The sequence below is a fragment of the Paraburkholderia sp. CNPSo 3076 genome (genome assembly GCF_026343935.1).
GTDB lineage: Bacteria > Pseudomonadota > Gammaproteobacteria > Burkholderiales > Burkholderiaceae > Paraburkholderia > Paraburkholderia nodosa.
Map to the genome: position 1 here is coordinate 26,465 of NZ_JAPMAL010000011.1, position 25,723 is coordinate 52,187.

24 protein-coding genes are annotated in these 25,723 nt (G+C 64.6%); 16 read left to right on the forward strand and 8 right to left on the reverse strand.

What is annotated here, in order from left to right:
• Positions 1–29: 29 nt before the first annotated feature.
• Positions 30–2,234, reverse strand: coding sequence for a TonB-dependent siderophore receptor (locus M3A49_RS14310; RefSeq protein ID WP_266229215.1), 2,205 nt, complete (start codon positions 2,232–2,234; stop codon positions 30–32).
• 351 nt (positions 2,235–2,585) lie between these two features.
• Here M3A49_RS14310 and M3A49_RS14315 point away from each other — a divergent pair, with 351 nt between their 5' ends.
• Together M3A49_RS14315 and M3A49_RS14320 are read left to right on the forward strand one after the other, a co-directional pair.
• Positions 2,586–2,891: a hypothetical protein gene (locus M3A49_RS14315; RefSeq protein ID WP_266229216.1), complete on the forward strand. Its 306-nt coding sequence runs from the start codon at positions 2,586–2,588 to the stop codon at positions 2,889–2,891.
• 360 nt (positions 2,892–3,251) lie between these two features.
• Complete coding sequence (locus M3A49_RS14320) at positions 3,252–4,367, forward strand: linear amide C-N hydrolase (RefSeq protein ID WP_266229217.1); 1,116 nt, start codon at positions 3,252–3,254, stop codon at positions 4,365–4,367.
• Positions 4,368–4,388: 21 nt separating this feature from the next.
• Here M3A49_RS14320 and M3A49_RS14325 read toward each other — a convergent pair whose 3' ends face one another.
• On the reverse strand, positions 4,389–4,814 hold the full coding sequence (locus M3A49_RS14325; RefSeq protein WP_266229218.1) for a VOC family protein: 426 nt from the start codon (positions 4,812–4,814) through the stop codon (positions 4,389–4,391).
• Positions 4,815–4,916: 102 nt separating this feature from the next.
• On the opposite strand from M3A49_RS14325, the gene M3A49_RS14330 reads away from it, so the two are divergent.
• The 10 genes from M3A49_RS14330 (at position 4,917) to M3A49_RS14375 (ending at position 13,690) form a co-directional block, all read left to right on the forward strand.
• The gene (locus M3A49_RS14330) at positions 4,917–5,810 is read left to right on the forward strand and encodes a LysR family transcriptional regulator (protein WP_266229219.1); all 894 of its coding nucleotides are present in this window, start codon (positions 4,917–4,919) and stop codon (positions 5,808–5,810) included.
• 37 nt (positions 5,811–5,847) lie between these two features.
• Positions 5,848–6,450 carry an alpha/beta fold hydrolase gene (locus tag M3A49_RS14335; protein WP_266229220.1) on the forward strand — a complete coding sequence of 201 codons (603 nt, stop codon included), beginning with the start codon at positions 5,848–5,850 and terminating at the stop codon, positions 6,448–6,450.
• 133 nt (positions 6,451–6,583) lie between these two features.
• Entirely contained in the window at positions 6,584–7,705 is a 1,122-nt protein-coding gene (gene alr / locus M3A49_RS14340; protein ID WP_266229221.1) for an alanine racemase, read from the forward strand.
• A gap of 131 nt (positions 7,706–7,836) precedes the next feature.
• Positions 7,837–8,907 (forward strand): fatty acid desaturase family protein, encoded by a 1,071-nt coding sequence (locus M3A49_RS14345; protein ID WP_266229222.1) that lies wholly within the window; start codon positions 7,837–7,839, stop codon positions 8,905–8,907.
• 43 nt (positions 8,908–8,950) lie between these two features.
• Positions 8,951–9,259 carry a non-heme iron oxygenase ferredoxin subunit gene (locus M3A49_RS14350; RefSeq protein WP_028202215.1) on the forward strand — a complete coding sequence of 103 codons (309 nt, stop codon included), beginning with the start codon at positions 8,951–8,953 and terminating at the stop codon, positions 9,257–9,259.
• Positions 9,260–9,554: 295 nt separating this feature from the next.
• The gene (locus M3A49_RS14355) at positions 9,555–10,670 is read left to right on the forward strand and encodes a SpoIIE family protein phosphatase (RefSeq protein WP_416338958.1); all 1,116 of its coding nucleotides are present in this window, start codon (positions 9,555–9,557) and stop codon (positions 10,668–10,670) included.
• 14 nt (positions 10,671–10,684) lie between these two features.
• Positions 10,685–11,248, forward strand: a complete 564-nt coding sequence (locus M3A49_RS14360) for a SiaB family protein kinase (protein WP_254353897.1) — start codon at positions 10,685–10,687, stop codon at positions 11,246–11,248.
• 18 nt (positions 11,249–11,266) lie between these two features.
• On the forward strand, positions 11,267–11,653 hold the full coding sequence (locus M3A49_RS14365) for a DUF1987 domain-containing protein (protein WP_254353895.1): 387 nt from the start codon (positions 11,267–11,269) through the stop codon (positions 11,651–11,653).
• A 22-nt stretch (positions 11,654–11,675) separates the two neighbouring features.
• Complete coding sequence (locus tag M3A49_RS14370) at positions 11,676–12,416, forward strand: GGDEF domain-containing protein (protein WP_416338956.1); 741 nt, start codon at positions 11,676–11,678, stop codon at positions 12,414–12,416.
• 143 nt (positions 12,417–12,559) lie between these two features.
• Entirely contained in the window at positions 12,560–13,690 is a 1,131-nt protein-coding gene (locus tag M3A49_RS14375) for a patatin-like phospholipase family protein (protein ID WP_266229224.1), read from the forward strand.
• A 100-nt stretch (positions 13,691–13,790) separates the two neighbouring features.
• Here the strand turns inward: M3A49_RS14375 and M3A49_RS14380 are convergent, their stop codons facing one another.
• The 4 genes from M3A49_RS14380 to M3A49_RS14395 are packed head-to-tail and all read right to left on the reverse strand — an operon-like array spanning position 13,791 to position 17,578.
• Complete coding sequence (locus M3A49_RS14380; RefSeq protein ID WP_266229225.1) at positions 13,791–15,038, reverse strand: NAD(P)/FAD-dependent oxidoreductase; 1,248 nt, start codon at positions 15,036–15,038, stop codon at positions 13,791–13,793.
• A 17-nt stretch (positions 15,039–15,055) separates the two neighbouring features.
• Positions 15,056–16,090 (reverse strand): sugar ABC transporter substrate-binding protein, encoded by a 1,035-nt coding sequence (locus tag M3A49_RS14385; protein ID WP_416338957.1) that lies wholly within the window; start codon positions 16,088–16,090, stop codon positions 15,056–15,058.
• A gap of 55 nt (positions 16,091–16,145) precedes the next feature.
• Positions 16,146–16,469, reverse strand: a complete 324-nt coding sequence (locus tag M3A49_RS14390; RefSeq protein WP_254353891.1) for a Rieske 2Fe-2S domain-containing protein — start codon at positions 16,467–16,469, stop codon at positions 16,146–16,148.
• Between the two features lie 50 nt (positions 16,470–16,519).
• A complete protein-coding gene (locus tag M3A49_RS14395) occupies positions 16,520–17,578 on the reverse strand; it encodes a fatty acid desaturase (RefSeq protein WP_254353889.1) in 1,059 nt (352 codons plus the stop codon).
• A 251-nt stretch (positions 17,579–17,829) separates the two neighbouring features.
• Between M3A49_RS14395 and M3A49_RS14400 the strand changes: the two genes are divergently transcribed.
• From M3A49_RS14400 to M3A49_RS14415, 4 genes are all read left to right on the forward strand, one after another.
• Positions 17,830–18,864 (forward strand): LacI family DNA-binding transcriptional regulator, encoded by a 1,035-nt coding sequence (locus M3A49_RS14400; protein ID WP_266229226.1) that lies wholly within the window; start codon positions 17,830–17,832, stop codon positions 18,862–18,864.
• A gap of 126 nt (positions 18,865–18,990) precedes the next feature.
• On the forward strand, positions 18,991–19,782 hold the full coding sequence (locus M3A49_RS14405) for a DeoR/GlpR family DNA-binding transcription regulator (RefSeq protein WP_254353885.1): 792 nt from the start codon (positions 18,991–18,993) through the stop codon (positions 19,780–19,782).
• Positions 19,755–20,993 (forward strand): MFS transporter, encoded by a 1,239-nt coding sequence (locus tag M3A49_RS14410; protein WP_266229227.1) that lies wholly within the window; start codon positions 19,755–19,757, stop codon positions 20,991–20,993. The genes M3A49_RS14405 and M3A49_RS14410 overlap by 28 nt, the downstream gene beginning before the upstream one ends.
• A gap of 133 nt (positions 20,994–21,126) precedes the next feature.
• A complete protein-coding gene (locus M3A49_RS14415) occupies positions 21,127–22,422 on the forward strand; it encodes an MFS transporter (protein ID WP_266229228.1) in 1,296 nt (431 codons plus the stop codon).
• A gap of 25 nt (positions 22,423–22,447) precedes the next feature.
• Here M3A49_RS14415 and M3A49_RS14420 read toward each other — a convergent pair whose 3' ends face one another.
• Both M3A49_RS14420 and M3A49_RS14425 read right to left on the reverse strand, forming a co-directional pair.
• Positions 22,448–23,545, reverse strand: coding sequence for a lactonase family protein (locus M3A49_RS14420; RefSeq protein WP_266229229.1), 1,098 nt, complete (start codon positions 23,543–23,545; stop codon positions 22,448–22,450).
• A 53-nt stretch (positions 23,546–23,598) separates the two neighbouring features.
• Positions 23,599–25,158, reverse strand: a complete 1,560-nt coding sequence (locus tag M3A49_RS14425; RefSeq protein WP_266229230.1) for a methyl-accepting chemotaxis protein — start codon at positions 25,156–25,158, stop codon at positions 23,599–23,601.
• Positions 25,159–25,723: the final 565 nt, after the last annotated feature.

Below are 25,723 nucleotides of genomic sequence, written 5' to 3' on the forward strand. Positions count from 1 at the left end.
GCGCCCGCTCGTTGAAACGGATCGAAGGTTTAGAAGTCGATCTTCGCGTTGAGGCTGACTGTGCGCGGATCGCCTGGCGCAATGTAGTCGGAGTACTGGTACATCCAGTAGCGGCGATTCGTGATGTTGTCGATGGCCGCCCGCAGCGTCACGTCGTGGCCGCCAATGCGGGTGAAGTAGTTCGCGCCCACGTTCACGAGCATGTAGCCGCCCGTTTCCAGATTGTTTGCGGGACGTACCTGGGTGCTGCCCGTGAACTTCGCATCCGCGGCCAGCTGCAGGCCTTGCACGTAAGGCACGTCGTAAGTCACGCGGCCCGCGGCGACGAACGTCGGCGCGCCGGCTACACGATTGCCGTTATACGACTGGCCCTTCGCGTACCACGTATCGAGCAGCGTGACGCTGCCTGCCACCTGCCAGCTGCGGCCAAGCCGTACGCTGCCGGCCGCCTCGACCCCTTCGTAGATCGCGTTGCCGTCCTGCACGTAGACGTTGTCGCTGTTCGCGTAAGCCGCGCCGCGCTCGATGCGGAACAGCGCCGCCGTTGTGCTCCAGCGCTCGTGCTCGCTCTTGATGCCGATTTCATACTGACGCGAGCGCAGCGGGCGCAGCATCGCGCCGCCGTTCGCATAGATGCTGTCCACGATCGCGCCCTGCTCCAGCGCCTCGACGTAGCTCGCGTACAGCGTGGTATTCGGCTCGAGCTTGTACATGAGCGCGAAGGTCGGCGTGAGCACGCCGTTCTGGCTGTACTGGGACGTCTTCTCACCCGTGGTTGCGTAGTTGTTCTGACTATAGTTCGTGTAACGCAGGCCCGCGAGCACCGACCAGCGGCTCGTGATCTGCATCGTGTCGCTCACGAACGCCGAAGCCTGCGTGATGTCGCTCGTGCGGTACGTTTCGAGCCCGCCGCCCGAATAGAAGCGCCACGGGTTGGGCTGATACAGGTTGCCGTTGCCGAGCACCGTATAGATCGAGTTCAACGCGTAGTTGTTGGTCTGATGCTGGTATGCGCCGCCAATCACGAGTTGATGCGTGAACGGCCCGGTCTTCACCTTGCCCTCGAACATGCCCTGCCAGTAGACGTCCTGATGGCCTTCGTCGCCGTTCCAGCGCGCGTCGGTGTAGTCGCCTTCCTGGTTGAGCAGCGTGAGCGTGCTCTCGTTGCGGTCGCGCGCCGACTTGCTGTAACTGCCCGAGGTGGTGAACGACCAGTCGGGCGTGATCTGGTAACGCACGCCCGCCGTGTAAAGCTGCAGGTTCGTGTTGATATGCTGATCAGTGCCGCCGAGCAGGTTGCTGCCGCCGCTGATCACCGCCGGCAGGCTCGACGCCGTGTAGCTGCCCGTGTAGATCGCGGGCGTCTGGCCGCTGGAACGGATCGTCTGGTAGAGCGCGTTGAACCACACCTGCAGGTCACGCGTAAGCTGCCCGTCGAGCGCGAGCGAAACCGAGTTGCGGTTGATATCGCCGGCGTTATAGGTCTTGCCCGCTTCCTTCGTGTAGTTCAGGCGCGCGCCGAACATGTCGTCCGGGCCGAAGCGGCGGCTCAGGTCGACGTGCGTGCTCAGCACGCCGTCCATGCGATAGCCCACGTCGAGGCTCGTGACAGGGTCCTTCTCCGGCCGCTTCGTCACGTAGTTGACGAGGCCGCCCGGCTGCGCGAAGCCGTACATGAAGCCGCCCAGGCCCTTGAGCAGCTCCACGCGCTCCAGTTGCTCGTAGGGCATGGTGATGCCGTACGAAATGAACGGATTGCCGTCGATGCGAAAGCCGTTTTGCCAGTCCATGGGGAGACCGCGAATGGTGATGTAGGTGGCCCACGCGTTATAGGCGTTGCTGTTGTTGGTGACCGAGGCGTCGCCGGCGAACACATCGCCGAGCTTGTAGACCTGGCGCTCGGCCAGATTCTCGCCCGTCACGACGGTGGTCGAGAACGGCGTGTCGAGTTGCGAGCGCGTGCCGAGCGCGCCGCTGTTCACCGGCGTGTTCAGGTTCAGCGGCGAATCGGCGACCTGGCTCGCGCTCACCTTCACGGCGGGCAGCGCCTGGTCCGTGCCGGCCGTACCGGTGGCGGCGGCCTGAGGCGGCGCCTTTGCGCTCGTCGCGGCGCTGTCCTGCGTCGACGTTTGGGCAACAGCGGCCTGAGCCGCTGCGAAAGTAAGCCAGGCCGCAATTTGCAACGGCCGCGGCAGCGTGCGTCGCGCGTGCCGCGCGTGTTCTCGGTTGTTCATGTCGTTTTGGAAGGGTCGTCTCGCCAGTGCTTGCCGGATATGTCAATGAGACGCATTCTCATTATCACTGGCGGGCGATATTAACAAACCCTTACGACTTTTCCAAGAATCCGCGGCTCATTCGTCAGATTTGATGGATTCCCGCGAAATACTGCTCAAAACGGACTCAAGGCGGCCGGATAATGTCTATCTGGCGCAAGAATCACCGGAAATCGTCTGGATTGGACAGCCGCGCGAAAGGTAGCGCGCTCGCGCCCGGCTTGCTGCTTTGCGCGATGCCGGCGCCTGGAAATACGCTAAGCCGCGACATAAAATACAGGCCCAGTTAGTGCATTCACGTGGTGACCGCGTATGAGACACGCTACGTTCCCCGTGCTGATCGTTCTGGCTTCGGTCCCGGCCGCATGGGCCATGGGCCTCGCCGCGGCGAACGAATACACGGATCTGCCCTCTCCCCAGAGCGCGGCGCCTGCCACGCTGCATTGGCCGCCCGCCTCGCCCTCGTCCATCCCGCCGGGCATTTCGCGCGCGGCGTTGCATACGGGGACCCAGAAAGACGACAAGTCGTATTTCGAAACGCTCCCGGGCGGCGATGAAAACCTCGACGATAACGGCGCGCCCCTGCGCGGTGATCGTTTCCACTGGCAGCAGCCTTAGCGCCTGCATCCTGCTGCACTGCACCTGCCAGATAATCAGCTTTACTGATTATTTGTGTGAGCCGCCAGAATCCGCTGTTTGCCACGCCGGCGCCAGCATTAATCTACGGTTAAGAATCCGCTCCTATGCTCGTCTTGCGAGCCGCCAGGTCCTTCGCCGGCGGCATCGCGGCGAACACGCGCCGCGCTTTATCTGCACCACTGAGCCGCCGACAAACCGCCAGCCGGCCAGCGACAACCGCACCTGAATATCCGCGCCGCATAATGCGCACGGGAGCATGCTTGCACCTCGTGCCACGTTCGAACGGCCCAAAAGGCGTTCCATGACATGATCGGCGCGTCCTGCAACTGGAACGCCATCATGTCCCGTCTGGTTCGTTCGGCTCTGCGCCTGAAAGCCTGTGTGCTTGCCGCGTCGCTCGCCTTGCTGGTTGCGCCGCTCGTCATCGACCCCGCGCTTGCCTGCACGCGCGCGCTCTACGTGAGCGACAGCGGTCTCGTCATCACGGGGCGTTCGATGGACTGGTCCGAGGACATGCGCTCGAACCTCTGGGTCTTTCCGGCCGGCATCGCGCGCGACGGCAACGCAGGCCCGCGCTCGCCGCACTGGCGCTCGAAATACGGCAGCGTGGTGGTCTCGGGCTACGACATCGGCAGTGTGGACGGCATGAACGAGCGCGGCCTCGTGGCCAACGCGCTCTATCTGGCCGAAACCGATTACGGCAAGTCCAACTCGGGGCGGCCGCCGCTCGCCATCAGCCTGTGGGCGCAATACGCGCTCGACAATTTCGCCACCGTTGGCGAAGCCGTCGCTGCGCTTGGTCATGAGCCGTTCCAGATCATTGCGCCGCCGCTGCCCGACGGCAAACCGATCTCGATCCACCTCGCGCTTTCCGATTCGCAAGGCGACTCGGCCATCCTCGAATATATCGACGGCAAGCTCGTGATCATGCACGACAAGGCGTACAAGGTGATGACCAACTCACCGATCTACCCCGAACAGCTCGCGCTCGACACGTACTGGAAAGGCGTGGGCGGTCTCGCCTTTCTGCCCGGCACGAACCGCGCGGCCGACCGTTTCGTGCGCACCTCGTTTCTGCTCGACGCCATTCCCAGGAAGCCCGACCCTGCCTATATGGCGGGCGTGCCGCAGCAGAACCCCAACTATCAGGCCGTGGCGAGCGTGATGAGCCTCATGCGCTCGGTGAGCGTGCCGCTCGGCATTACCACGCCCAACATGCCTAATCTTTCGTCGACGATCTGGCGCACGGTCGCGGATCAGACGAACCGCGTCTATTACTTCGATTCCGCCACGCGCCCCGACACGTTCTGGATCTCGCTGAGCAAGCTCGACCTCAAGCCCGGCGCGCCCGTGATGAAGCTCGCGATCGATTCGGGCCAGGTGTATTCAGGCGAGGCGTCGGGCAATTTCGTGGCGACGCCGTCGTTCAAATTCATGCCCGCGCCGGCGTCTTGATCGCCGCGCGGCGGTTCACGTTTATATGGCGAACAGCTGGCCGATGTCCTTGAATGCCTTGAATTCGAGCGCGTTGCCGCACGGGTCGAGGAAGAACATCGTGGCTTGCTCGCCCACCTGCCCCTTGAAGCGCACGTAAGGTTCGATCACGAACTTCACGCCAAAGGTCTTGAGGCGCTCGGCCAGCGCCTCCCAGTCGCCCCAGCTCAGCACGACGCCGAAATGCGGCACCGGCACGTCGTGGCCGTCCACGGGGTTCGTGTGCGCATGGTCCTGCGAGGCCGTTTTCGGGTGCTCGTGAATCACGAGCTGATGGCCGAAAAAGTCGAAGTCGACCCACTGCGCGCTGGAGCGCCCTTCCGCGAGGCCGAACACGCGGCCGTAGAAGTCGCGCGCGGCGGCGAGGTCATAGACGGGAATGGCGAGGTGAAAGGGGGAAAGCGACATGCGTGTCTCCACTGTCTTCGAAAGCGATTCCTTCATGGTAGACAGGCCGAATCAAAAACAAAATCAATATATAATTTTCTGATACACAAATATTCTTGATGAATGATACGCGAACTCAGAACCCTCGTTGCGGTGGCGAGAGAAGGCACGTTCGCCGCGGCGGGACAGAAGATCGGCCTGACTCAAGCTGCCGTGAGCGCGCAAATGCAACGACTCGAGGCAGAGCTGGGTTTCGCGCTGTTCGACCGCGAGGGGCGCGCCGCGCGCCTGAACGCGATGGGCCAGCAGATCCTCGCCCAGGCGCACGAAGTCATCCGGCTCTATGAAAACCTGAGTTCGAGCGCGGCCGGCCCCGCGGCGACCGGGCGCGTCACGCTCGGCGCGATCGCTTCCGTGCAGCGCGCACTGGTGCCCGAGGCGCTCGCCGAATTCCACCGCCGTTGTGCCGGCTGCCGCACGCGCGTGATCCCGGGCGTTTCGATGGAGCTTCACAATCTCGTCGATGCGGGCGAAATCGACATGGCGGCCATCATCCGGCCACCCTTCGCACTGCAAAGCGATTTGCGCTGGACCACGCTCGCACGCGAGCCGTTCCGGCTCATCGTGCCGCGTCACGTGAAAGGCCACGACTGGGCCGAACTGCTGGCGACGCAACCTTTCATCCGCTACGATCGGGCATCGTTCGGCGGACGCCAGGTAGACCGCTTCCTGCGCCGCATGCACTACACCGTGCAGGACCTGAGCGAACTCGACGAACTCGAGGCCATCGTCGGGCTCGTTGCGAACGGCGTGGGCGTCGCGCTCGTGCCGCAAACGTCGGCGTGGCGGCGCTGGCCCGCCAAAGTGCGCGCGATCGATCTCGGGCAGCACACGTTCCACCGCGACGTCGGCCTCGTGCATCGCGCGCCGGGCACACTGAGCGAGCCCGCGCGCCTGCTGATCCAGCTGCTCGAATCGCGCGCTCGTGAGCAACAGCCGGCGGGCGAGGCGCAATGAACCCATCATGCCTTGCAGGCCCACCGGAGAAGCACACGTGAGCACTCCCGAACAATTGCTTTTCCTGCCCGGCGCTTCGGGCAACAAGGCCTTCTGGCAACCGCTGTCCGATCGCCTCGCCACGCCGGCGGCGCGTCGCTTCGTGGGCTATCCCGGTTTTGGCGGCGAACCGGCGGACCCGGCAGTCGCCAGCATCGACGACATCGTGCGGCGCGTGCTGGCCATGCTCGATCGGTCCACGGCGCTGATCGCCCAGTCGATGGGCGGCGTCATCGCCGTGCGCGCGGCGCTCGAGAAGCCGCAGTTCGTCACGCATCTGGTCCTCTCGGTCACGTCGGGCGGCATCGACACCGCGGCGCTCGGCGCGCAGAACTGGCTCGCGGGCGACACGAGCGCGTTCCCCGAGTGGTTCGTCTCGTTCCAGACGGATCTTTCGAACCCGATCGCCCGCATCAACCAGCCGGCCCTGCTGCTTTGGGGCGACAACGATCCGTTGAGCCCTGTCGCGGTCGGCGAGCGGCTCAACGCCCTGCTCGCCAATTCCACGCTGCACGTGGTGCGCGGCGGCGAGCACGATCTCGCGAGCGTCCATGCAGAGGCGTTGGCGCCGCTCGTGGAGGCACATTTGACGGCGCATTGACCCGTTGCCCCGCGGGACGGACGACAGTCGTTTCGACCAAATTCGTCGGAAAATACATTAAAAATAACTGGACGAAAATCAATACGATTGCACAAACCACTAGACCATCGCCATCAAACCCACAGGAACGCCTATGCCGCGCCCCATCGCCGCCCGCATTCAGCCCGACGCCATCCGTCACAACCTGCAGCTCGTGAAGCAGATCGCGGCCGGCTCGCGCGCCTTCGCCGTGATCAAGGCCAACGCGTACGGTCACGGCATCGAGCGCATCTATCCGGCGCTCGCGGGCGCCGACGGCATCGCCCTGCTCGACCTCGATGAAGCCGTGCGCGTGCGCGAACTGGGCTGGACCAAACCGCTGCTGCTGCTCGAAGGCGTGTTCGAACCCGCCGACGTCGAGCTGGCCGCAGCGCACCGGCTCACCGTGGCCGTGCACTGCGACGAGCAACTCGATCTGCTCGCGGCAGCGAAGCCGCAGCATCCCATCGATATCCAGCTGAAGATGAACTCGGGCATGAACCGCCTGGGATTCCGCCCCCATGCTTATCGCGCCGCGTGGGAGCGCGCACGCGGCATTGCGTCGATCGGCGCGATCGGCCTTATGACGCACTTCGCGAACGCCGATGACGGCCACATCGACTGGCAGCTCGACACCTTCGACGCGGCACTGCAGGACATTCCCGGCGAGCAGTCGGTGTCGAATTCGGCGGGCGTGCTCTGGCACCCTCGCGCGCATCGCGACTGGGTGCGGCCCGGCACGATTCTCTATGGCGCGTCGCCCACGGGCGTGGCGCGGCACGTGGAAGGCTTCGGGCTGCGCGCGGCCATGACGCTCACGAGCCGCATCATCGGCGTGCAAACGCTCGCACCGCAGGAAACCATCGGCTACGGCCGCACCTTCGCGGTCGACCGGCCCATGCGCGTCGGCGTGGTGGCGTGCGGCTATGCGGACGGCTATCCGCGCCACGCGCCCACCGGCACGCCGATTGCCGTGGATGGCGTGCGCACGCGCGTGGTCGGGCGCGTCTCGATGGACATGCTCACCGTCGATCTCACGCCGTGCCCGCAGGCCGGCATCGGTTCGAGCGTCGAGCTGTGGGGCGGCCAGGTGCGCGTGGACGAAGTGGCCGAAGCGTCAGGCACCATTGGCTATGAGCTGATGTGCGCACTCGCGCTGCGCGTGCCGGTGGTCGTGGCCGATGGCACGGATACGTCCCGCGCCGCGCAAACGCACGGCGAGTGCGCGGCAGCCTGACTACGCCGAAAGCTCGCTGACGAAATTTCGTCAAACTTCCGGTTGAGCCCCGGCCTTGCGTCACCTATTTTTGTGTTGACACGCGCGGCGCATTGCACACCGCGCGCTGCCAACACTTCAAGGAGACACTCGTGGCCGACCAGGAGACTCACGCCTACGCGCCGCATCATGCGGACTACCGGCTCATCGGCGGTGCAGGCGAACGCGCGCGCGCAGCGGGCCTCGTCAATGCGGACTGGTACCGGTGCGCCGTGCCGCGCCCCGTGATGAAGCAGCTGATGCAGCGCAGCGACGCGCGCGCCATACGCGACACCGCGATCTGGTATGCGGCCATCGTCGCGAGCGGCGTGCTCGCCGGCTTCCTCTGGCACGCGCATTCGTGGTGGGCGGTGCCCGCGTTCCTGCTCTACGGCACGCTCTATTGCAGCCCCGCCGATTCGCGCTGGCACGAAGCGGGTCACGGCACCGCATTCAAGACGCGCTGGATGAACGACGTGCTCTATCAGATCGCGTCATTCCAGGTGTTCCGCTGCGCGACGATCTGGCGCTGGAGCCACGCGCGCCATCACACCGACACGCTGGTGGTGGGCCGCGATCCCGAGATCGCCGCGCCGCGCCCCACCGACTGGCTCTCGCTCGCCCTCAACCTCTTCGCGCTCAAGCACGCCTCGCGCGAGCTGCCGCGCATGATCTCCGCGGCGTGCGGCCGCCTCGGCGCGGAAGAACGAAGCTTCGTGCCCGCCTCCGAATGGCCCAAGGCCATTCGCGAAGCGCGCCTGAGCCTGCTCGTGTACGCGATGGTGATTGGCGCGTGCATCGGCTTTCGCACCCTCCTGCCGCTGCTGTATATCGGCCTGCCGAGCCTCTACGGCGCGTGGCTTTATCTCTACTTCGGCCTCACGCAGCACGCGGGCATGCCCGAGAACGTGCTCGACCACCGGCGCAACTGCCGCACGGTGATGATGAATCCCGTGTTCCGCTTTCTCTACTGGAACATGAATTATCACGTCGAGCATCACATGTTTCCGATGGTTCCGTTTCACGCGCTGCCGCGCCTGCACGAAGTCGTGAAACCGGATATGCCGCCGCCCTATCGCAGCAGCGTTGCCGCCTACGCGGAAATCATTCCCGCGCTCGTGCGGCAAACACGCGATCCCTCCTATCACGTGGCGCGCCCGGTTCCGGGCCACGCCGAAGCCTGACCCGTTGCGCACACAACTTTCAATACCAATCGGGAGACACCCCATGACCCAATGGATCGACGCAGCCGCACTCGACGATATCGAAGACGAAGACGTCATGCGCTTCGACCACGGCGCACGCACCTTTGCGATCTATCGCGTGGAAGACAAGGTCTACGCGAGCGACGGGCTTTGCACGCACGAACACGTTCACCTGAGCGACGGGCTCGTCATGGGCCATGTGATCGAATGTCCGAAGCACAATGGCCGCTTCGACGTGCGTGACGGCAAGCCGCTTTGTGCACCAGTATGTGAGAAGCTCGCAACGTATGCGGCCAAGGTCGAAGGTGGACGGATCTATATTGAAGTGTGATGCACCGAAACCCTGCGCGAGGGAAGCGAAGAAAACGCGCAAACGTTAGCGCGGCGTTCGCCGATCATTACGGTGTATTAAACAAGCGAACTTGAGCGCTTACTCTCGTCCATGTAACGAGAATGACACAAATAGCCATTAGCGTGCTGAATCTCCATATTAATCGGAATGGATAGTCATGCATCCCGCGCTCGCGCAGTTTCGTCGTCCGGGTCTTCCCGCAGGCCCGCGCAGCGCCGGAGAACTGGCTCTGGAAGTGCCGGCCATCGACGCCTCGGATTCGAACTCTCTCGTCATGGAGATTTTCTATTCGAGGCGCGACATGGCCAGTCTCGCGGTGATCGAAAACGATCGCCCCGTCGGGCTCATCAACCGCGATATTTTTCTGTCGCAAATGAGCAAGCCGTTTCATCGCGAGCTATACGACAAGAAGAGCTGCATCGCGTTCATGGACAAGGAGCCATTGATCGTCGACGCGGCCATGAGCATCGAGGCGCTCACATTCAAAACCGTTGAAGTCGGCGAAAAGGCGCTGGTCGACGGTTTCATCGTGACGCGCGAGGGCCGTTTCGCTGGCGTGGGCAACGGCTTGAGGTTGCTTTCCGTCGTGGCGGAAATGCAGGCGGAAAAGAATCGTCAGATCATGCAGAGCATCGAGTATGCGAGCGTGATCCAGCAAGCCATGCTGCGCGCCTCGCGCGAAACGCTCGCGACCATGCTGCCCGATGCCGCTCTCGTATGGGAGCCGCGCGACGTGGTGGGCGGCGACTTCTACCATTTCGCGGCGTTCGCCGACGGCTGGTTTGGCGCAGTGGCCGATTGCACGGGGCACGGCGTGCCCGGCGCGTTCATGACCTTGCTCGCCTCGGCGTCGCTTTCGCAGGCGCTCGAACAGATCGGACCGCGCAACCCCTCCGCGCTGCTCGCAGCCGTCAATCGCAATGTGAAAGGCCTGCTCGGGCAAATCAACGGCGCAGGCGACGCCCCGCAGTCCAACGACGGTCTGGACGCCGCGTTCTTCTGGTTCGACGCCGCCAGCCAGGTGCTGCACTTTGCGGGCGCACGGGTCGCGCTGCATGTCTTGCGTGCCGACGCACCACAGTTCGAAAGCATTGCCGGCGATCGCATGGGCGTGGGCTATGTCGACAGCCTCGCCGACTACACGTGGACCCAGCACGCCGTCGCCGTGCCGCACGGCAGCCTGCTGTTCGTTTCTACCGATGGCCTGACCGATCAGATCGGCGGCCCGCGCAAGATCGCCTTCGGCAAACTCCGCACGCTCGACCGGATTCTCGCCGAGCGCGAGAACGCTTCTTCATTCATCTGCGCACGCCTGCTCGAAACCTTCGCCGAATGGCAGGGCTCACAGGCGCGCCGCGACGATGTCACGCTTTTCTTTGCACGAGTTTGAGGTAGTTCACCAATATGTCTGGAATTCTGGATCAAAACTGCTGCTTCTTCGAAATCGCACAGAAGCGCAATTTGCTCTTCTATCACAAAGGCTATTTCTCGCACAGCATCGTCGCGGCGATGAGCGAGGTCGTCAAGCTGCAACTGGAAGTGGCGGGATTGAGCTCGTCCACGCGCAGGAGGATCTTCTCCTCGTTCATCGAGCTTTCGCACAATATCGTGCACTACTCGTGCGACGCGCTCTCAGAAGATCAAGGCCAGGGCGGTGCAATACGCGAAGGCGCGATGTGCATTTCCGCCGAAGGCGAGCGCCACCTCATGGTCTGCGTGAATCCCATCGCCACGGCGGCCGTGAACGACTTGCGCGAGAAGCTGGAGCCGCTGCGCAACATGTCGATCGAAGAAATCAAGCAAGCCTACAAGATGTCCCTGCGCGCGGACACGCCTGCCGACAGCAAAGGCGCGGGACTGGGTTTTCTGACGATGGCGCGCGACGCCAGTGCGCCGCTCGAATTCGCGTTTCATCCACGCGAAGACGATACGGGCACCACACTGTTTTGCCTCAAGACCATCATCTGACCAGGGCACGCGCACAAAATGGAAAACCTTTTTATCGCCGCCACGGCAACGTCGCCGGAAATCGACTTCCGCTTCGACGAAAACGTGCTGTCACTGCGAGGCGAATCGTATCCCGAGAATGCCGCCGCGTTTTATGCGCCCATCATCGAGCGGCTCAATCTCTGGCTCAAGGCTTGCGAAAACGCCGCGATCACGGTCGAGGTCACGCTCACCTACTTCAACAGCTCGAGCACGAAAATGCTGTTCAGCGTGTTCGACGCACTGGACCGCGCCGCAGCGGCGGGCAACCAGGTGCAGGTGAACTGGTATCGCGACGAAGAAGACGAAACGATCCTCGAATTCGGCGAGGAACTGCAAACCGACTTCACCGCAATCAAGTTCAATGATTGCCCGGTTGCAACGTGAGGACGCTTTGAGGACGATGCGCGTGGAAACGACTGGCTTGCGGGACACCATGAAGGATCATTACCTCGACCTGTTCCGCAGCGAAAGCGAGGCGCTGGAGCGGGCCCGCGCGATTGCCGAGGCTCCGGAGTCGCACGCGCACAGTCATCGCGAGGCGCTCATCGAGCTGATCCAGCATTACGAGCGCCTGATGCGCGAAACCCGCCGCCTGATCGGGCGTAGCGATCGCGCCGAGCGCGAAATGCAGGCGCTCACGCAGCAACTGCAATATCGTGCGACGCACGACGCGCTGACCGGCGTCCTGAATCGCAGCGCCGTGATCGAACGCACGGTGAAGGCGCTGCGCGCGAATCGGGCGGTGATGATCCTGCTCGACATCGACGACTTCAAGAAGGTCAACGACGACTTCGGGCACCCGGCCGGCGACAGCGTGATCTCGGGCATCGTGAACTGCCTGCGGCGCATTCTCGGCGAGACCGGCATCATCGGACGCGTGGGCGGCGAAGAGTTCACGGTCGTATTGCCGGGCTTCGAGATTTCCGATGCCTTGCAACTCGCCGAGCGCATGCGCGCGGCCATTGCGAATCACGCGTTCCCCGCGCCGGTGTGCCGCCTCATTACCGCCAGTTTCGGCGTCAGCGACAATCCGGCCGGCACCGATTTCGACACGGCGTACGGACTCGCCGATTCCGCGCTTTACACCGCCAAGCGCGGCGGCCGCAACTGCGTGACGTTCGAAGGGCAAATCGCCTCAGCAGGTTGAGGGACGGCGGCTGATTGGGCCGTTGCCACGCAACGCTCGTCTTTTCCGAACGCCACTACAATGGTGCGGAGAAAACGCCGACGCGTATGAAGAATGCAGGTCACGAAAGCGCGCGTCGGCAGAGCAAAACAGCGAGGCGATCGATGACAGCAAAGCAGCCGGCAAGCCTGGCGTTGCCAGGGCAAGTCGTACTCGTGTTGCAGGGCGGCGGCGCGTTGGGCGCCTATCAACTCGGCGTTTATGAGGCGATGCACGAAGCCGGCATCCATGTGGACTGGGTGATCGGCACCTCCATCGGCGCCATCAACGCTGCGTTGATCGCCGGCAACCCACCGGAGCACCGCTTCGAGCGCCTGGACGAATTCTGGCACCGCGTCACGGACCGCACCCGCCTCGACGTGGCGGCAGCGTGGCCAGGCTTCGCGCCCGGCTGGGACAAGACGTTTGCAAAACTGATGATCATCGGCGGCGGCATTGCGGGGTTCTTTCAGCCCAACCCGGCATCGTGGTTCGGTCCGCTCGCGCACCTCGGCGTCGATCGCGCGTCTTACTACAGGATTGCACCGCTGCGCGATACGCTCGTTTCACTGGTCGACTTCGAATTGCTGAACGCCGGGCACCCGCGCCTCACCGTGGGCGCGGTGAACGCACGCACGGGTGCGATGCGCTATTTCGATTCGCGCGACCAGCGCCTGAACGTCGAACACATCATGAGTTCGGGCGCGCTGCCGCCCGCGTTCCCGGCGGTGCGCATCGACGGCGAGCCGTACTGGGACGGCGGCATCTATTCCAACACGCCGGTGGAGGTCGTGCTGGACGACAAGCCGCGCAACAGTTCGGTCATCTTCTCGGTGCAGGTGTGGAATCCAGCGGGCCCGGAGCCGGAAAGCCTCTGGCAGATCGCAGAGCGGCAAAAGGATATTCAGTACGCCAGCCGCACCGAAAGCCATATCGCGCGCCAACAGCAGATCCACCGCTTGCGCCACGTGATCCGCGAACTGGCGAAGCGCGTACCCGAGTCCGAACGCGACACAATCGATGTGCGGGAGCTGGCAGCCTGGGGCTGCGAGACCACCATGCGGCTTATCAAGCTCGCGGCGCCACGACTCGACGGCGACGACCAGTTGAAGGACATCGACTTCACCCCGTCGGGCATTGCCGCGCGCCGGCGCGCGGGCTACGCGGCCGCCATGCGCGCGATCGAAGCGAGACCCTGGGACGCCCCGATGGACCCGATAGAAGGACTCAGCGTCTACAGCGCGGACGAAGAATAAAAGAAAGCGATAGGGCATCAAGCCCATATCGCCCCACTCGAACCACAGTGGAAAAGAGCCGGCGGGTGGAGCCACCGGCCGAGCAGATCGGTCCGTTCGTTCAGTGCACGGCAGCGGCGAGCAGCGATTTGAGTTTGGTCGCACTGTCGGCAAGACGCTCGGGTTCGATGCGCGCACGGCGCACAATCAGTTCCTGCGCAATGCGTACGTCGCGGGCGATTTCGCCCGTTTGCCCCACGCCGCTCGCGCTCACCAGCACGCCCGCGTCGTCGAACGCGAAGAACACCTTCGATGCCGCGCCCGTTGCACGCACGGCCCTGGTCGAGCCGAACGCGGGCAAGCCCGCGATCTGGATCGTCATGTCGTATTGATCGGACCAGAACCACGGCACGGCGCGGTGCGCCTCGTCACGGCCGAGCATGTTGAGCGCGGCCACACGCGCCTGATCCTCGGCGTTGCGCCAGCATTCGAGACGAATGCGCCGTCCGTACAGCGGATGCACGAACGAACACACGTCGCCCGCGGCGTAGATATCCGGGTCGCTGGTCCGCAGCATGGGATCGACTGCAATGCCGTTGTCGATCGCGAGACCCGCTTCCTGTGCGAGCGCCACACGCGGCGCGACGCCAATGCCGACCACGACCGCATCGCAAGGCACGACGGTTGCGTCGCCGAGCACGACGGCATTGACGCGCCCTTCGCCCTCGAAGCGTGCCACCTGCACGTCGAAGCGCAGGTCCACGCCGCGCTCGCGATGAAGGTCCACGAGGCACTGCGCCACCTCCGCAGGCACCGCGCGCATCAACGCGCGCGGCGCGGCTTCGAACACGACGACTTCGCAGCCGCGCTGCACCGCCGAGGCCGCGACTTCGAGCCCGATGAAACCCGCGCCGACCACCGCAATGCGCCGCCCCGGCCCGAGTTCTCCCGCGATGGCGAGCGCGTCGCCGGCAGTGCGCAACACGTGCACGCCCGCGAGACCGGCGCCGGGCACGCTCATGCGGCGAGGCTCGGCACCGGTCGCGATCAGCAGGCGGCGGTACGCAAGCGTCGCGCCGTTCGCGAGCGTTACCGTGTGCGCGGCGCAATCGATCGCGCGCGCAGCGCAACCGCTGCGCAGGTCGACACCCTGCTCCCGATAAAACGCCTCGCGGTGTATCGCGCCCTGTTCCGGCGTGCGCTCGCCCAGCAGCACCGCCTTGGAAAGCGGCGGCCGTTCGTACGGTGCTGCGGCTTCGCCGGCGATCAGCGAAATTGCGCCTTGCCAGCCGCCTTCGCGCAGAACCTGCACGGCGCGTGCACCGCACTGCCCGCCGCCTATCACCACCATGGCATCGCCCGCGCTCATGCTGACTCCTTGCGCGCTCAACGATACTGCCCCGCGAGCGCAGACACCTGCTGAATGTTCTGCGGCGTGATGAAGCCCGGCCCGGAGCTGATATTGCGTGCCTCATACACGGGCTTGAGCCCATAGTCCTTTAGCCGCTGCTGGAACTTCGGGTTCTGCTCGAGTGTCGTGCGCGCCTGCAGCACATCGTTGTTGTGGTTCTGATGCATGATCGCCAGCAGGGCTACCGGGATATACCCCTGCAAATACGGCTGCTGGTCGGTGCAGAACTTGATCGTGCCGTCCTTGATGCCCTTCGCGACGTCCGAGTCGATATCGAAGGTCGCAAACCAGATCTTGCCAGCAAGCCCGAGGCTCTTCACCGCGCGTATCGTCGGATCGGCCGAGGTCGGACCGAGCGTGAGCACGGCCTGCGTGTCCGGATGGTTGCGCAGATACGCACTCACCTTCGATTCTATGCCCGTGGGGTCGGTGCCCGCATCGAGCACCGAGGTTTTCATGTTCGCGCCGATGGCATCGGCAAAGCCGCGGCAGCGTTCGAACGAGAGCGGATTCGTGGCGTAGTGGTTCACGCACAGGAACGTCTTCACGCCGTCCGCCTTCGCGCGCAGCCCCGCCTCCTTGCCCGCGAGATACTCGGGCTGGCCCACGTGCATGAGCGCGCCAAGCTCGGCGCTCTGCTGCTCGGTGCCCGTATTCGCGGTGATGAAGGGAATGTTCTTCGCTTTCAGGCGCGCCACGGCGCCCTTGAGCAGATCGAAATCCGCAATGGTCGTGACCACGCCGTCGTAATTGCGCGCGGCCGCCTGATTCACGAGCTGCACCATGTCGGCGATATCGCCATTGGGCGGATTCCGGTAATCGGTCTGGACATTGAAGTCCTGATCCGCCTGCTTGATGCCGTTCTTGACGGTGTTCCACCATGCGTCCGAATCGGGCGCGTGCGAAATGAAGTCGAAATGCGCGACGGGGTCCGCGTGCGCCGCAGGACTCAGCGCGAGTGCGAACGCCGTAGCCGCCAGCGGCAATACCTTCAGGAAAGGAACATTCACGGCTGTCTCCTAAATTGCGTCGTTATCGTGGTGATTCAACGATTCGTATGCCAAATCAATCCGTTGCGAGCCCGAGGTAGATCGTGCCGGCCTCCACCTTGACCGGGTGCGTGGCGAGGTTCACGCAGACCGGCGCCCCTTTGGCCGCGCCCGATGGAATGTGGAAGCGCCCCATATGCATCGGACATTCGATGATGTCGCCGAACACGAGACCTTGCGCGAGACGCGCCGTTTCGTGTGTGCAGACCCCCGCGGACGCGTAGTAGCCCGTGGGCGTGTGGTAGATCGCGTAAAGCTCGCCTTCGTGCTCGAACTCCATCACGTCCTCTTCTTCGAGTTCGTCGCTCGCGCACACCTCGTGCCATTGAAGAATGTTCATGGTCGTCTCCTGCGTCTTCATCTTTCGAAAATTAGCGGGTGGCCCAGGCGTCATTGCGTATCGGCGGCAAAGGCGTTCGAACCGGCGGCCTCGCGCATCGCGCCCGCCGTCTTGCCGGGCACCTGCGGTGTGATCGTGTAGTCCGGGTCGCGGCGCTGCCTGCGCAACACGTGCACGATCTCGGCCCACGCGTCGAACAGACCGTCATAAGCGGGCGGCAAGTCGGCCTCGATCGCTTTGCGCAATCTGGGCAGCGCATGAAACGGCACGTTGGGGAACATATGGTGTTCGACGTGATAGTTCATGTTCCAGTAGAGAAACTGCAGCACGGGGTTCAGCCGCAGCGTGCGGGTGGAGAAGCGGTGATCGAGTTCGTTCTCGCGCAGGCCGGTGTGCTGGGTCATGGCCAGCAGTTCGTGCAGCCAGGCGCCGTATGCGCGGGGCAGCAGCATGAACACCACGGGCAGCCAGCTATGCGCCGCGAAGGCCCACACGCCAACGGCCACGTAGAGCGCGAGCATGACCCGCGAATTGCGACGCATCGCCCGATATTCGACCACCGGTACGACGGCCTTCGCGCTCCGCGTCACGATGCCAAGGCTATGCAGCACGATGTTGCCGAGATGATGAATGCCATGGGAGACACGCAGGAAGTCGGTGGCGAGCTTGAAGTAATTGGGCGGCCGCTTGACGGCGATTTCAACGTCGGCGGGCACCGTGGCCGTGAGGTGCGTATAGGTGTGATGCTGCGCATGCGACCAGCGGCTATAGATCTGCTCGCGCCAGGTCATGAAGCAGATGACCCAGTGCACGGACTCGTTGAGCCATTCGCTCCTGAACGGCGTGCGGTGGCGCAGCTCGTGCTCCATCGCCTCGGCGAACGCGTAAATCGTGCCGTACAGCACAAAGGCCGGAACGCACCAGAGGGTGCCCAACGAAAGCCAGGCGAGCGTGCCGGTGGCGAGCACGAGTGCCATGAAGCCGCCGAAATACGTCAGGGCAACCCGGTCGTTGCGCCGCGTGACCTCCTTGAGCACCTTGCGGTCGAGCGGACAACGGTACCAATCGTCCATCGTGATGACCTGCGGCGAGCCTGGCTGTGCGGACATGAATCGAACTCCCGTGCATGACATTGAACGCTGATGAGCCGCTTTGGCTTCGCTCATCCTTGAGTCGCATTACAGGCTCTAAATGAGCCATCGTCAAAGACTAAAATGACTCATTTTGAGCATTAGAGGGTTTTTACCTAAGATATCTTCATCTGAAAACGTTCTCCACGTGGAGATAAAATCCAAATATGTGCGACGAAAGGCTCATTTTGAGGCAAAATGAGATCATCCTCACTCGCTGCGGAACCCCGATGAAGAGCCGCCCCACGCTCAAGCAGTTAATGGAACTCACGCAGCTGAGCCGCGCGACCATCGACCGGGCGCTCAACGACCGCCCCGGCGTGCACCCGCGCACGCGCAGCGCCGTGGATGCGGCGCTCAGACAACTGGGCGCGGGCGACCGCGAGGCGCTGCCCCCCGCATCGCGTACTTCGTCCAATGCGCTGCGCGTGCGCCTGCTCCTCCAGGCCGGCGACGCCTTCAGCGCGGAACTCACGCGCACGGCAACGAGCCTCGAAGCCGAGTTCGCTGCGGCGGGCGTGACGGTCGAGGTCGTCAATTGCGTGGGCGCCAGCGACGAAGACGTCGCGCTGCGCGTGCGCGATGCGGCGCAAGGCGCTGCCGACGCCATCGGCATCATCTGCACGAACACACCGCCGATTACCTCGGCGCTGCGCGAATGCATGGCGCGGGGCCTGGGCGTGGTGACGCTCATCACCGACGTCGACGCCGATGCGCGCCACACCTACGTGGGCGTGAACAACCGCGCCGCGGGCCAGTCGGCCGCGTTCCTCGTGGGCCGGCACCTGGAGGGACGGCCCTCGCCTTCCGTGGCCGTTGTGGTCGCAACGTTCTCGTACACCTGTCACGAAGACCGCGAGATCGGCTTTCGTTCGCTGTTGCGCCAGCGCTTTCCCCGCGTGAACGTGGTCGAAGTGATCAAGGGCGCCGACTCGGGTCCGGCGACCTACGAGGCCACGCGGCGCTGCATGGAAATGCACGGCGCGCTCGACGGCATCTACAACGTGGCGGGCGGCAACGAAGGACTCGCAGCGGCGCTGCGCGAGCGCGGGCTTGCGGGCCACACGCTCTATGTGACGCATGAGGTGAACGCCGTGACGGAGCCGCTGTTGCGGGCGGACGTGATCGACTATCTGCTCTCTCAAGACTTGCGTCTGCTGCTGCGCACAGCCGTCGAACAGATGCGCCACGCGGCGGCAGGCGGCGCGCCGCCTGCGCAGGCGCTCGTGCCGATCGAGACGTATTCGCGCTACTCCCTACCCTGAAGCGCCTGAAGCGGCTGCGCAACCAGCCTTGCGCCACCGGTTGCATGCATCACCCGTTTACGATACTTTATGCTCGTTTTTGCTCGATTCGACGGGCAAGCCAACGAGCAAGCGGGAGCCGAACCCATGCAACGAACACGCCAGGAGGCCAGTGAAGGCCTGCTCCCAGACGAGCGCGAGCGCCTGATCCTCGAAAAACTGCGCGCCGAGGGCCGTGTGCTGGCCGCCGAACTCGCCGCGCAGCTCGACACCTCGGAGCACACGATCCGGCGCCATTTGCGCGACCTGGCCGAGGCAGGCCACTGCAAGCGCGTGTATGGCGGGGCGCTGCTCACCTCGCCCGCCAACAAGCCCGCCTCCGTGCGCATGCGCGAGCAACTGCCGGCCAAGGTGCGCCTTGCGCGCGCCGCCGCTGCGCTCGTCAAGCCCAACCAGGTGATCCTGCTCGACGCGGGCTCCACGAACGTCGAGATCGCGGCCGCACTGCCCGAGAACGCCGGCCTCACGGTGGTCACCACTTCGCCGCAGGCCTGTGTGCGCCTGCTCGAGCGCCCAGGCATCGAAGTCATCCTGATCGGCGGCCGCGTGAGCGCGCAGGCCGCGGGCGCGCTCGGAGCGACCGCGCTCGTGCAGATTCAGCAGATCAAGGCCGATCTCTGCTTTCTCGGCGCATGCGCACTCGATCCGTCCGAAGGCATTGCAGCCTTCGATGCGGAGGATGCCGAAATGAAACGCGCGATGGTCGCAGCAAGCGGCCAGATCGCGGCGGCGGTCACCACGGAAAAGCTCATGACGTCCGCGCCGTTCGTCATTGCGCCGTGCGCTTCGCTCGACTATCTGGTCGTCGATACCGACGTACCGAAACTCCATCTGAAGCAGCTGAAAGCCGCATGCGGCGACGTGGCGGTGGCGCGATGATGCCCCTGCGCGAACGCTACGCCACCACGGCGATCTTTCTGGCGAACGGCTTCGGCATCGGCGCGTGGGCCGTCGAGGTGCCGCGCGTGAAGGACAAGCTGCTCCTTGGCGACTCCCTGCTCGGCGTCGCGCTCTTTGCCTTCGCGCTGGGCGCCATCGTCGCCATGCCGCTCGCGGGGCGTCTCGCGCCGAAGATCGGCAGCGGCCGCGCGACCGCCCTGCTCGGCGTGCTGTTCGTCGCCGCGTTTCCAATGCCCGCGCTCGCGCCCAACGCGCCGCTGCTGTGTGCCGCGTTGCTGCTGCTCGGCGCGCTCAACGGCGCGCTCGACGTTTCCATGAACGGCCACGCCAGCGCGATCGAAAAAGTGTGGCATGCGCCGATCATGTCGTCGTTCCACGCGGCATGGAGCGCGGGCGGTCTGGCGGGCGCGGCCGTTGGCACGGTGCTGCAGAAAGCAGGGTTCGGTGTGCTAAGCGGTCTCGCGCTGCCGGCCATTCCCATCGCCGTGCTGATCGTCGGTGCGGCGCTGTTCTCGCTGCGCGACGTGGGCACGCGCCCGGAGGCTGCGTCGGGCGGCGGCTTCGCGTGGCCGCAGGCAGGCGTCGTGAAGCTCGCCGCGCTCGCGTTCCTTTGCATGATGACCGAGGGCGCCATTGCCGACTGGAGCGCCGTGTACCTGCGAACCGCCTTGCCCGCTCATGCGGATAGCGCGGGCATCGGCTATACCTCGTTCGCGTTCGCCATGGCGGCGTGCCGTGTGGTGGGCGACGCGTTCGTGCGGCGGCTCGGCGCGGTGCGCGTGGTCGCGCTGGGCGGCCTGCTTTCGGCTGCGGGTCTTGCCGCCGTGCTCGCTGCGCCGGCGCTCGCTACGGCGGTGGTGGGGTTCATCTGCGTGGGCATTGGGCTTGCCAATGTGGTCCCGGTGATTTTCAGCGCAGCCGGGCGCACGACCGATCCGCCCGTTACCGGTGTGTCGATGGCGGCCACTGCGGGGTATGCGGGCTTTCTCGTGGGACCGCCGATCATCGGCTTTGGCGCGGGGCTCGTTGGATTGCAACTCGCGCTCGGCGTGCTGGTGCTCGCGACGCTCGCGGTGTGCCTTGCGGGTAGTCGCGCGGTTCGCGATGTCGATGCATCGCGCGGCGAATCGGCGACGCATGCGCCGGTGCGAAGCGATACGCGCGACGCGGATCGTATCGAGGCGGACTGACCTGCGGTCGCCCGGCGCATCGAATATCACCACAAGATCCGGATATCTCCACCCAATCGCCCTGCGTAGACTCGATCCCGAAGCTCAAACCACCGCATCCGGCCCGCGCCGGATCGATCTTCGGGAATCGACAATGGGCATCACAACAGGAATCGCCGCGCCACAGCGCGTCGTCGTCAATCTTTCGCACGCGAGTCTCGCCGCGCAATTCAGCGAGCAGATGGCCATTGCGGTCATCCCGATCGTCGCTGTGGTGGCATTGGGCGCTACGGCACAGCAAAGCGCCTCGCTGCAGGCCATCAATACCCTGCCCTTCCTGCTGCTCTCGCTGCCCGCCGGCCTCATTGCCGATCGCAGCCGGCGCAAGCCGCTCATGATCGCAACCGAACTGCTGCGCGCGGCCGCCCTCTTCGTGCTGTTCGCGTTGTTCCATGCGCGCGTGCTGTCGCTCTACACGCTCGGCACACTGGGCTTCGCCATCGCGACCGGCACCGTGGTGTTCAGCGTGACCGCGCCCTCGCTCGTCGCGACCATGGTCGAAACGGGCGATCTGCTCGCCGCCAACCGGCGGCTCGAAATCGCGCGCAGCATCGCCTATACGGCGGGGCCTTCCGTGGGCGGTATTTTTGCGGGCTGGGCGTCGGGCGTGTTCGCGTTTCTCGCGGCGTTCGCCTTGTCGCTCGCCAGCGCATGGTGTCTCGCACGCCTGCCCGCCGAGGCGCCACGCCCGCGTTCGCGTCGCGCGCTTGCACGCGAACTCTTCGACGGCGTGCAGTTCATCGCGCGCAGCACGCATCTGCGGCCCATCGTGGCGACGGCCTTCGTCTTCAACACGTCGTGGTATCTGCTGCTCGCCGTGTTCGCGTGGTACGCGATACACCGGCTCGCGTTCGCGCCATCGGCGGTAGGCGTTGCGCTCGGCGTATATGGCTTCGGGATGGTGGGCGGCGCGTTTCTCTACAAGATCATCGCAAAGCGGCTCGTCTTCGGGCGGCAAATCCTGCTAGGCCCGGCAAGCGCCGCGCTTGCCTCGCTGCTCATGGCGAGCACCGCCCTCACGCATTCGCGCGCCAGCGTGTTTCTGGCTTTCTTTCTGTTTGGCTTCGGGCCGATCGTCTGGACCATCTCGACCACGGCGTTGCGCCAGGTCGTCACGCCTCACGATCTGATCGCGCGCGTCTCGTCGGTCATCATGATGGCGACGTTCGGCGCGCGCCCGCTCGGCGCCCTGCTCGGCGCGTTCCTGAGCACGCGCCTTGGCATGACAAGCTGCCTTGTCGGCGCCGCGTGCGGTTTCGCCCTTCAGCTCGCGATCATCGTGTGCTCGGCGCCCGCGCGGCTGCGCACGATCGAAGGTCTCGATGCCGCGCGGGCCGAACCGCGCAACATGCAGGCAATGCGCTTCGCGGCTGAGAACCGGCAGGAGTGAGGCGACCGAAGTCGCCCCTCATTACCTAGTCATTCGAACCGTCGAAATCCACTGCTTCGACCCAGTTCGCACCCTTGCCCACCGGGTACTTGCCAAGCTCATGCAGCGCACCGCTCTTCGCCTCGATGCGGTACGCGCTCAGCGTGGGCGAGAGCTGGCCCACGGCAAACAGATACTGGCCCGACGGATCGATATTGAAGCCGCGCGGCTGCTTCTCGGTGGCGTACGTGCCGACGCGCGTGAGCTTGCCCGTTTCCTGGTTCACGCGGTACGCGCCGAGCGTGCTCGACGTGCGCTCCGAGATATACAGGTGGCGGCCATCGGGCGTGAGGTGGACGTCGGCGCCCCATGGCTTGTCGCCGGAGAAACCGGCGGGCAGGATCGAAATCGTCTGGATCGGCTTGACCGAGTCGTTCGCCGCGTTGAAGGCGAGCACGTGCAGCTTGCCGTCGAGTTCGTCGATCAGATAGACGAAGCGCTGGTCCGGCGAGAACTGGAAGTGGCGCGGGCCGGAATCCTTGGGCAGCGAGTAAGCGGGCTTCGCGTCTTCGGTGAGCGCGCCCGTCGAGGCGTCGAACTTCAGGCGCAGCCAGGCGTCGGCGCCGAGCACCGAGGCGAACGCATAGCGGTTGTCCGGCGAGGTGCGAATGATGTGCGCCATCGGGCCCGTCTTCACGGTTTGCTGCACGTCGGCGGCCACGCCGTTTTTGCCGATGCGGTTCACCGCCAGCAGATTGCCGCCGTACGACGCGGAAAGCAGATAGCGCCCCGTGCCGTCGGTGGAAACATAGGCCATGCTCTCCGCAAGCGGCGCGCGGCCCAGTTCGACGAGACGGCCGTCGAGCGGATTCACGGCGAAGCTCACCACGCGATACGGCTTCGAGCGCAGCGCCGCATACAGGTGGTGATGGTCGGGCGAGAACGCCATCGGCATCACCGTGCCGCCCACCGGCACGGTCTCGACCGCGGCCAGCGCGCCGCTTTGCGCATCGAGGCGAAACACCGAAATGTCCTGGCTATCGGCGTTCGACACATACACATAGCTAGCTGCATGCACGGCCACCGATGCCGCGAACCCGAAAACGGCACCCACCACGCTGCGCACCATTGCCTTCTTCTTCATGTCGTCCTTTCTGGTTTGTTAGTTCTATTGAATGGTCTTGCGCGTTTCAGGCTTCACGCAAGCGCGCCGACGCGGAACACCGAAACCGCTTCCTTCATCGATTGCGCCTGGTGCTCCAGCGCGCTCGCAGCGGCGGCCGCCTGCTCCACGAGCGCGGCGTTCTGCTGGGTGACCTGATCCATCTGGCTCACGGCCATGCCCACCTGCTGAATGCCCGTGCTCTGTTCGGCGGTGGCCGTGGTGATCTCAGCCATGATGGTGGCGACATTGCGCACCGAGTTGACGATCTCGTTCATCGCCTCGCCGGCCTGCGCGACGAGCGCGTTGCCGCTGCGCACGTCTTCCATCGAAGCGCCAATCAGTTCCTTGATCTCGCGTGCGGCGCCCGCGCTGCGTTGCGCGAGTGTGCGCACCTCGCCCGCGACCACGGCGAAGCCGCGTCCCTGCTCGCCCGCGCGCGCCGATTCCACGGCGGCGTTGAGCGCGAGAATATTGGTCTGGAACGCGATGCTGTCGATCATGCTCGTGATCTCGGCGATCTTCTGCGAGCTGGCGCTGATGTCCTGCATGGTCTGCACGGCGCGTCCCACCACGTCGCCGCCGCGCTGCGCGAGTTCGGCCGCACCCGTGGCGAGCGTGCTGGCCTCGGATGCGTTCGCGGAGTTCTGCTTCACCGTGGAGGTGAGTTCCTCCATGCTCGCGGCGGTTTCTTCGAGCGAGGCCGACTGCTCTTCCGTGCGGCTCGACAGATCGAGATTGCCCGCTGCGATCTCGCGCGCGGCCGTGTGAATCGCGTCGCAACTGTCGCGCACGCCGGCCACGGTGTGCGAGAGCCCCGCCTGCATCCGTCGCATGGCCGCGAACAGCAGGCCGATTTCGTTGCGGCCCGCTTCGGGCACGCGCACGGTGAGATCGTTCGAAGCGATGCGGTCGAGCACCGCCGCGGCGTCGGCCAGCGGGCGCGACACGATGCGCTGCAAGGCGAAATGCGTGACGACGACAAGCGCCAGTGCGATGGCCACACCCACGCCCACGAGCGTGACGATCCAGGCATAGCGCGCGTTGCCGTCGTCGAGCGTGGCCTCGGCGAGCGCGTTGGCGAGCTTCTGGAACTTCTCCACGTTCACGGAATAGGCCGCGCCCGCAGCGGTGATGTCGGTGTCGTTGACCGCCACGTAGGCGGCCGTGTCGCCGTTGCGCAGCGCATCGGTGGCGCGCATGAGCGTGTTCGAGAGTTGCGCCGCCGAATCGAGCAACTGGCGCTTGAGGTCTGCGTCCATGCCCTCGAAAGCCGGAGCATTGGCGAAGGCCTGGGTCTCGCCCGCCGAAAGCTCGAAGCTATGGGCCGCGCTCTTCAACGCGGAGTCGCGCGTGGCCGTGTCGTTGCGTTCCTTGAGCGCGCTGTAGCCGCGCACAAGCGCCGAACGCGTGCGCGTGGTGTCCTTATAGGCGTCGTTGACCAGAATGGTCTGACGCGCGATTTCGTGCAGGCGTTGGGCGCTGGCGTTCGACTCCCTGAGCGAGAACACGCCCGCGAAGCCGCCGATCAGGATCATTACGCCAAAGATCACCAGCACCGCAAGGAGGCTGGCTCGTACCGTCGTGTTGCGCATGTTGCTTCAATCCCCGGTTTCCATGGTGTTCTTCTTTACGGCTCAAACGCCGGAGTCTTGAGGGTCCTGTCGCCATGTTGTCCAACAACTTGGCCGCATCATCCCACAATCGCGCGGTGATCCTGAAATTCGAGTTTACCCTGATCCCGACTCAAGGGGCATACAGTCTGGTTGCTTCGGCTTCGCGGGCGTTGTAAGATTAGCTCAGACAACCAGCCATGATGTCAAACAACTTACTGACAACTGGCTGAACAAGCAGCGAATCAGGTCCGCAAACAGAACGCGCTTGACGCGAGTCAGGCGCGTTCTTGCGTAAGTAGATGCGGCGTGCACGAAGCGCGCCGTCCGGAGACAGCAGATTCAGGCCGCGGCGTGACCTAGCAGGTTGCTGAAATACCGTTTTGCAGGGTGCTTAGAAGCAGTTTTCAGGGGTGACCTACCCCTTACCGGAGTCGCGCGAGCGGCATGCAGGACTTCCTATGAGGTCGGGAATTTTTTGTGAAGCCCTCCCGGAAGGTATTTCAGCAACCTGCTAGGCGGCCTGCGTCTCGCGCACGAGAGAGGT

Excerpts from the sequence above, each read along its gene's own strand:
- M3A49_RS14330 (WP_266229219.1), top strand. The coding sequence starts at position 4,917 with ATGATACGCGAACTCAGAACCCTCGTTGCGGTGGCGAGAGAAGGCACG.
- M3A49_RS14380 (WP_266229225.1), bottom strand. The coding sequence starts at position 15,038 with ATGAGCGCGGGCGATGCCATGGTGGTGATAGGCGGCGGGCAGTGCGGT.
- M3A49_RS14405 (WP_254353885.1), top strand. The coding sequence starts at position 18,991 with ATGCAACGAACACGCCAGGAGGCCAGTGAAGGCCTGCTCCCAGACGAG.
- M3A49_RS14395 (WP_254353889.1), bottom strand. The coding sequence starts at position 17,578 with ATGTCCGCACAGCCAGGCTCGCCGCAGGTCATCACGATGGACGATTGG.
- M3A49_RS14320 (WP_266229217.1), top strand. The coding sequence starts at position 3,252 with ATGTCCCGTCTGGTTCGTTCGGCTCTGCGCCTGAAAGCCTGTGTGCTT.
- M3A49_RS14415 (WP_266229228.1), top strand. The coding sequence starts at position 21,127 with ATGGGCATCACAACAGGAATCGCCGCGCCACAGCGCGTCGTCGTCAAT.
- M3A49_RS14365 (WP_254353895.1), top strand. The coding sequence starts at position 11,267 with ATGGAAAACCTTTTTATCGCCGCCACGGCAACGTCGCCGGAAATCGAC.
- alr (WP_266229221.1), top strand. The coding sequence starts at position 6,584 with ATGCCGCGCCCCATCGCCGCCCGCATTCAGCCCGACGCCATCCGTCAC.
- M3A49_RS14425 (WP_266229230.1), bottom strand. The coding sequence starts at position 25,158 with ATGCGCAACACGACGGTACGAGCCAGCCTCCTTGCGGTGCTGGTGATC.
- M3A49_RS14350 (WP_028202215.1), top strand. The coding sequence starts at position 8,951 with ATGACCCAATGGATCGACGCAGCCGCACTCGACGATATCGAAGACGAA.
- M3A49_RS14325 (WP_266229218.1), bottom strand. The coding sequence starts at position 4,814 with ATGTCGCTTTCCCCCTTTCACCTCGCCATTCCCGTCTATGACCTCGCC.
- M3A49_RS14315 (WP_266229216.1), top strand. The coding sequence starts at position 2,586 with ATGAGACACGCTACGTTCCCCGTGCTGATCGTTCTGGCTTCGGTCCCG.
- M3A49_RS14390 (WP_254353891.1), bottom strand. The coding sequence starts at position 16,469 with ATGAACATTCTTCAATGGCACGAGGTGTGCGCGAGCGACGAACTCGAA.
- M3A49_RS14420 (WP_266229229.1), bottom strand. The coding sequence starts at position 23,545 with ATGAAGAAGAAGGCAATGGTGCGCAGCGTGGTGGGTGCCGTTTTCGGG.
- M3A49_RS14375 (WP_266229224.1), top strand. The coding sequence starts at position 12,560 with ATGACAGCAAAGCAGCCGGCAAGCCTGGCGTTGCCAGGGCAAGTCGTA.
- M3A49_RS14355 (WP_416338958.1), top strand. The coding sequence starts at position 9,555 with ATGGAGATTTTCTATTCGAGGCGCGACATGGCCAGTCTCGCGGTGATC.
- M3A49_RS14410 (WP_266229227.1), top strand. The coding sequence starts at position 19,755 with ATGCGGCGACGTGGCGGTGGCGCGATGATGCCCCTGCGCGAACGCTAC.
- M3A49_RS14360 (WP_254353897.1), top strand. The coding sequence starts at position 10,685 with ATGTCTGGAATTCTGGATCAAAACTGCTGCTTCTTCGAAATCGCACAG.
- M3A49_RS14400 (WP_266229226.1), top strand. The coding sequence starts at position 17,830 with ATGAAGAGCCGCCCCACGCTCAAGCAGTTAATGGAACTCACGCAGCTG.
- M3A49_RS14310 (WP_266229215.1), bottom strand. The coding sequence starts at position 2,234 with ATGAACAACCGAGAACACGCGCGGCACGCGCGACGCACGCTGCCGCGG.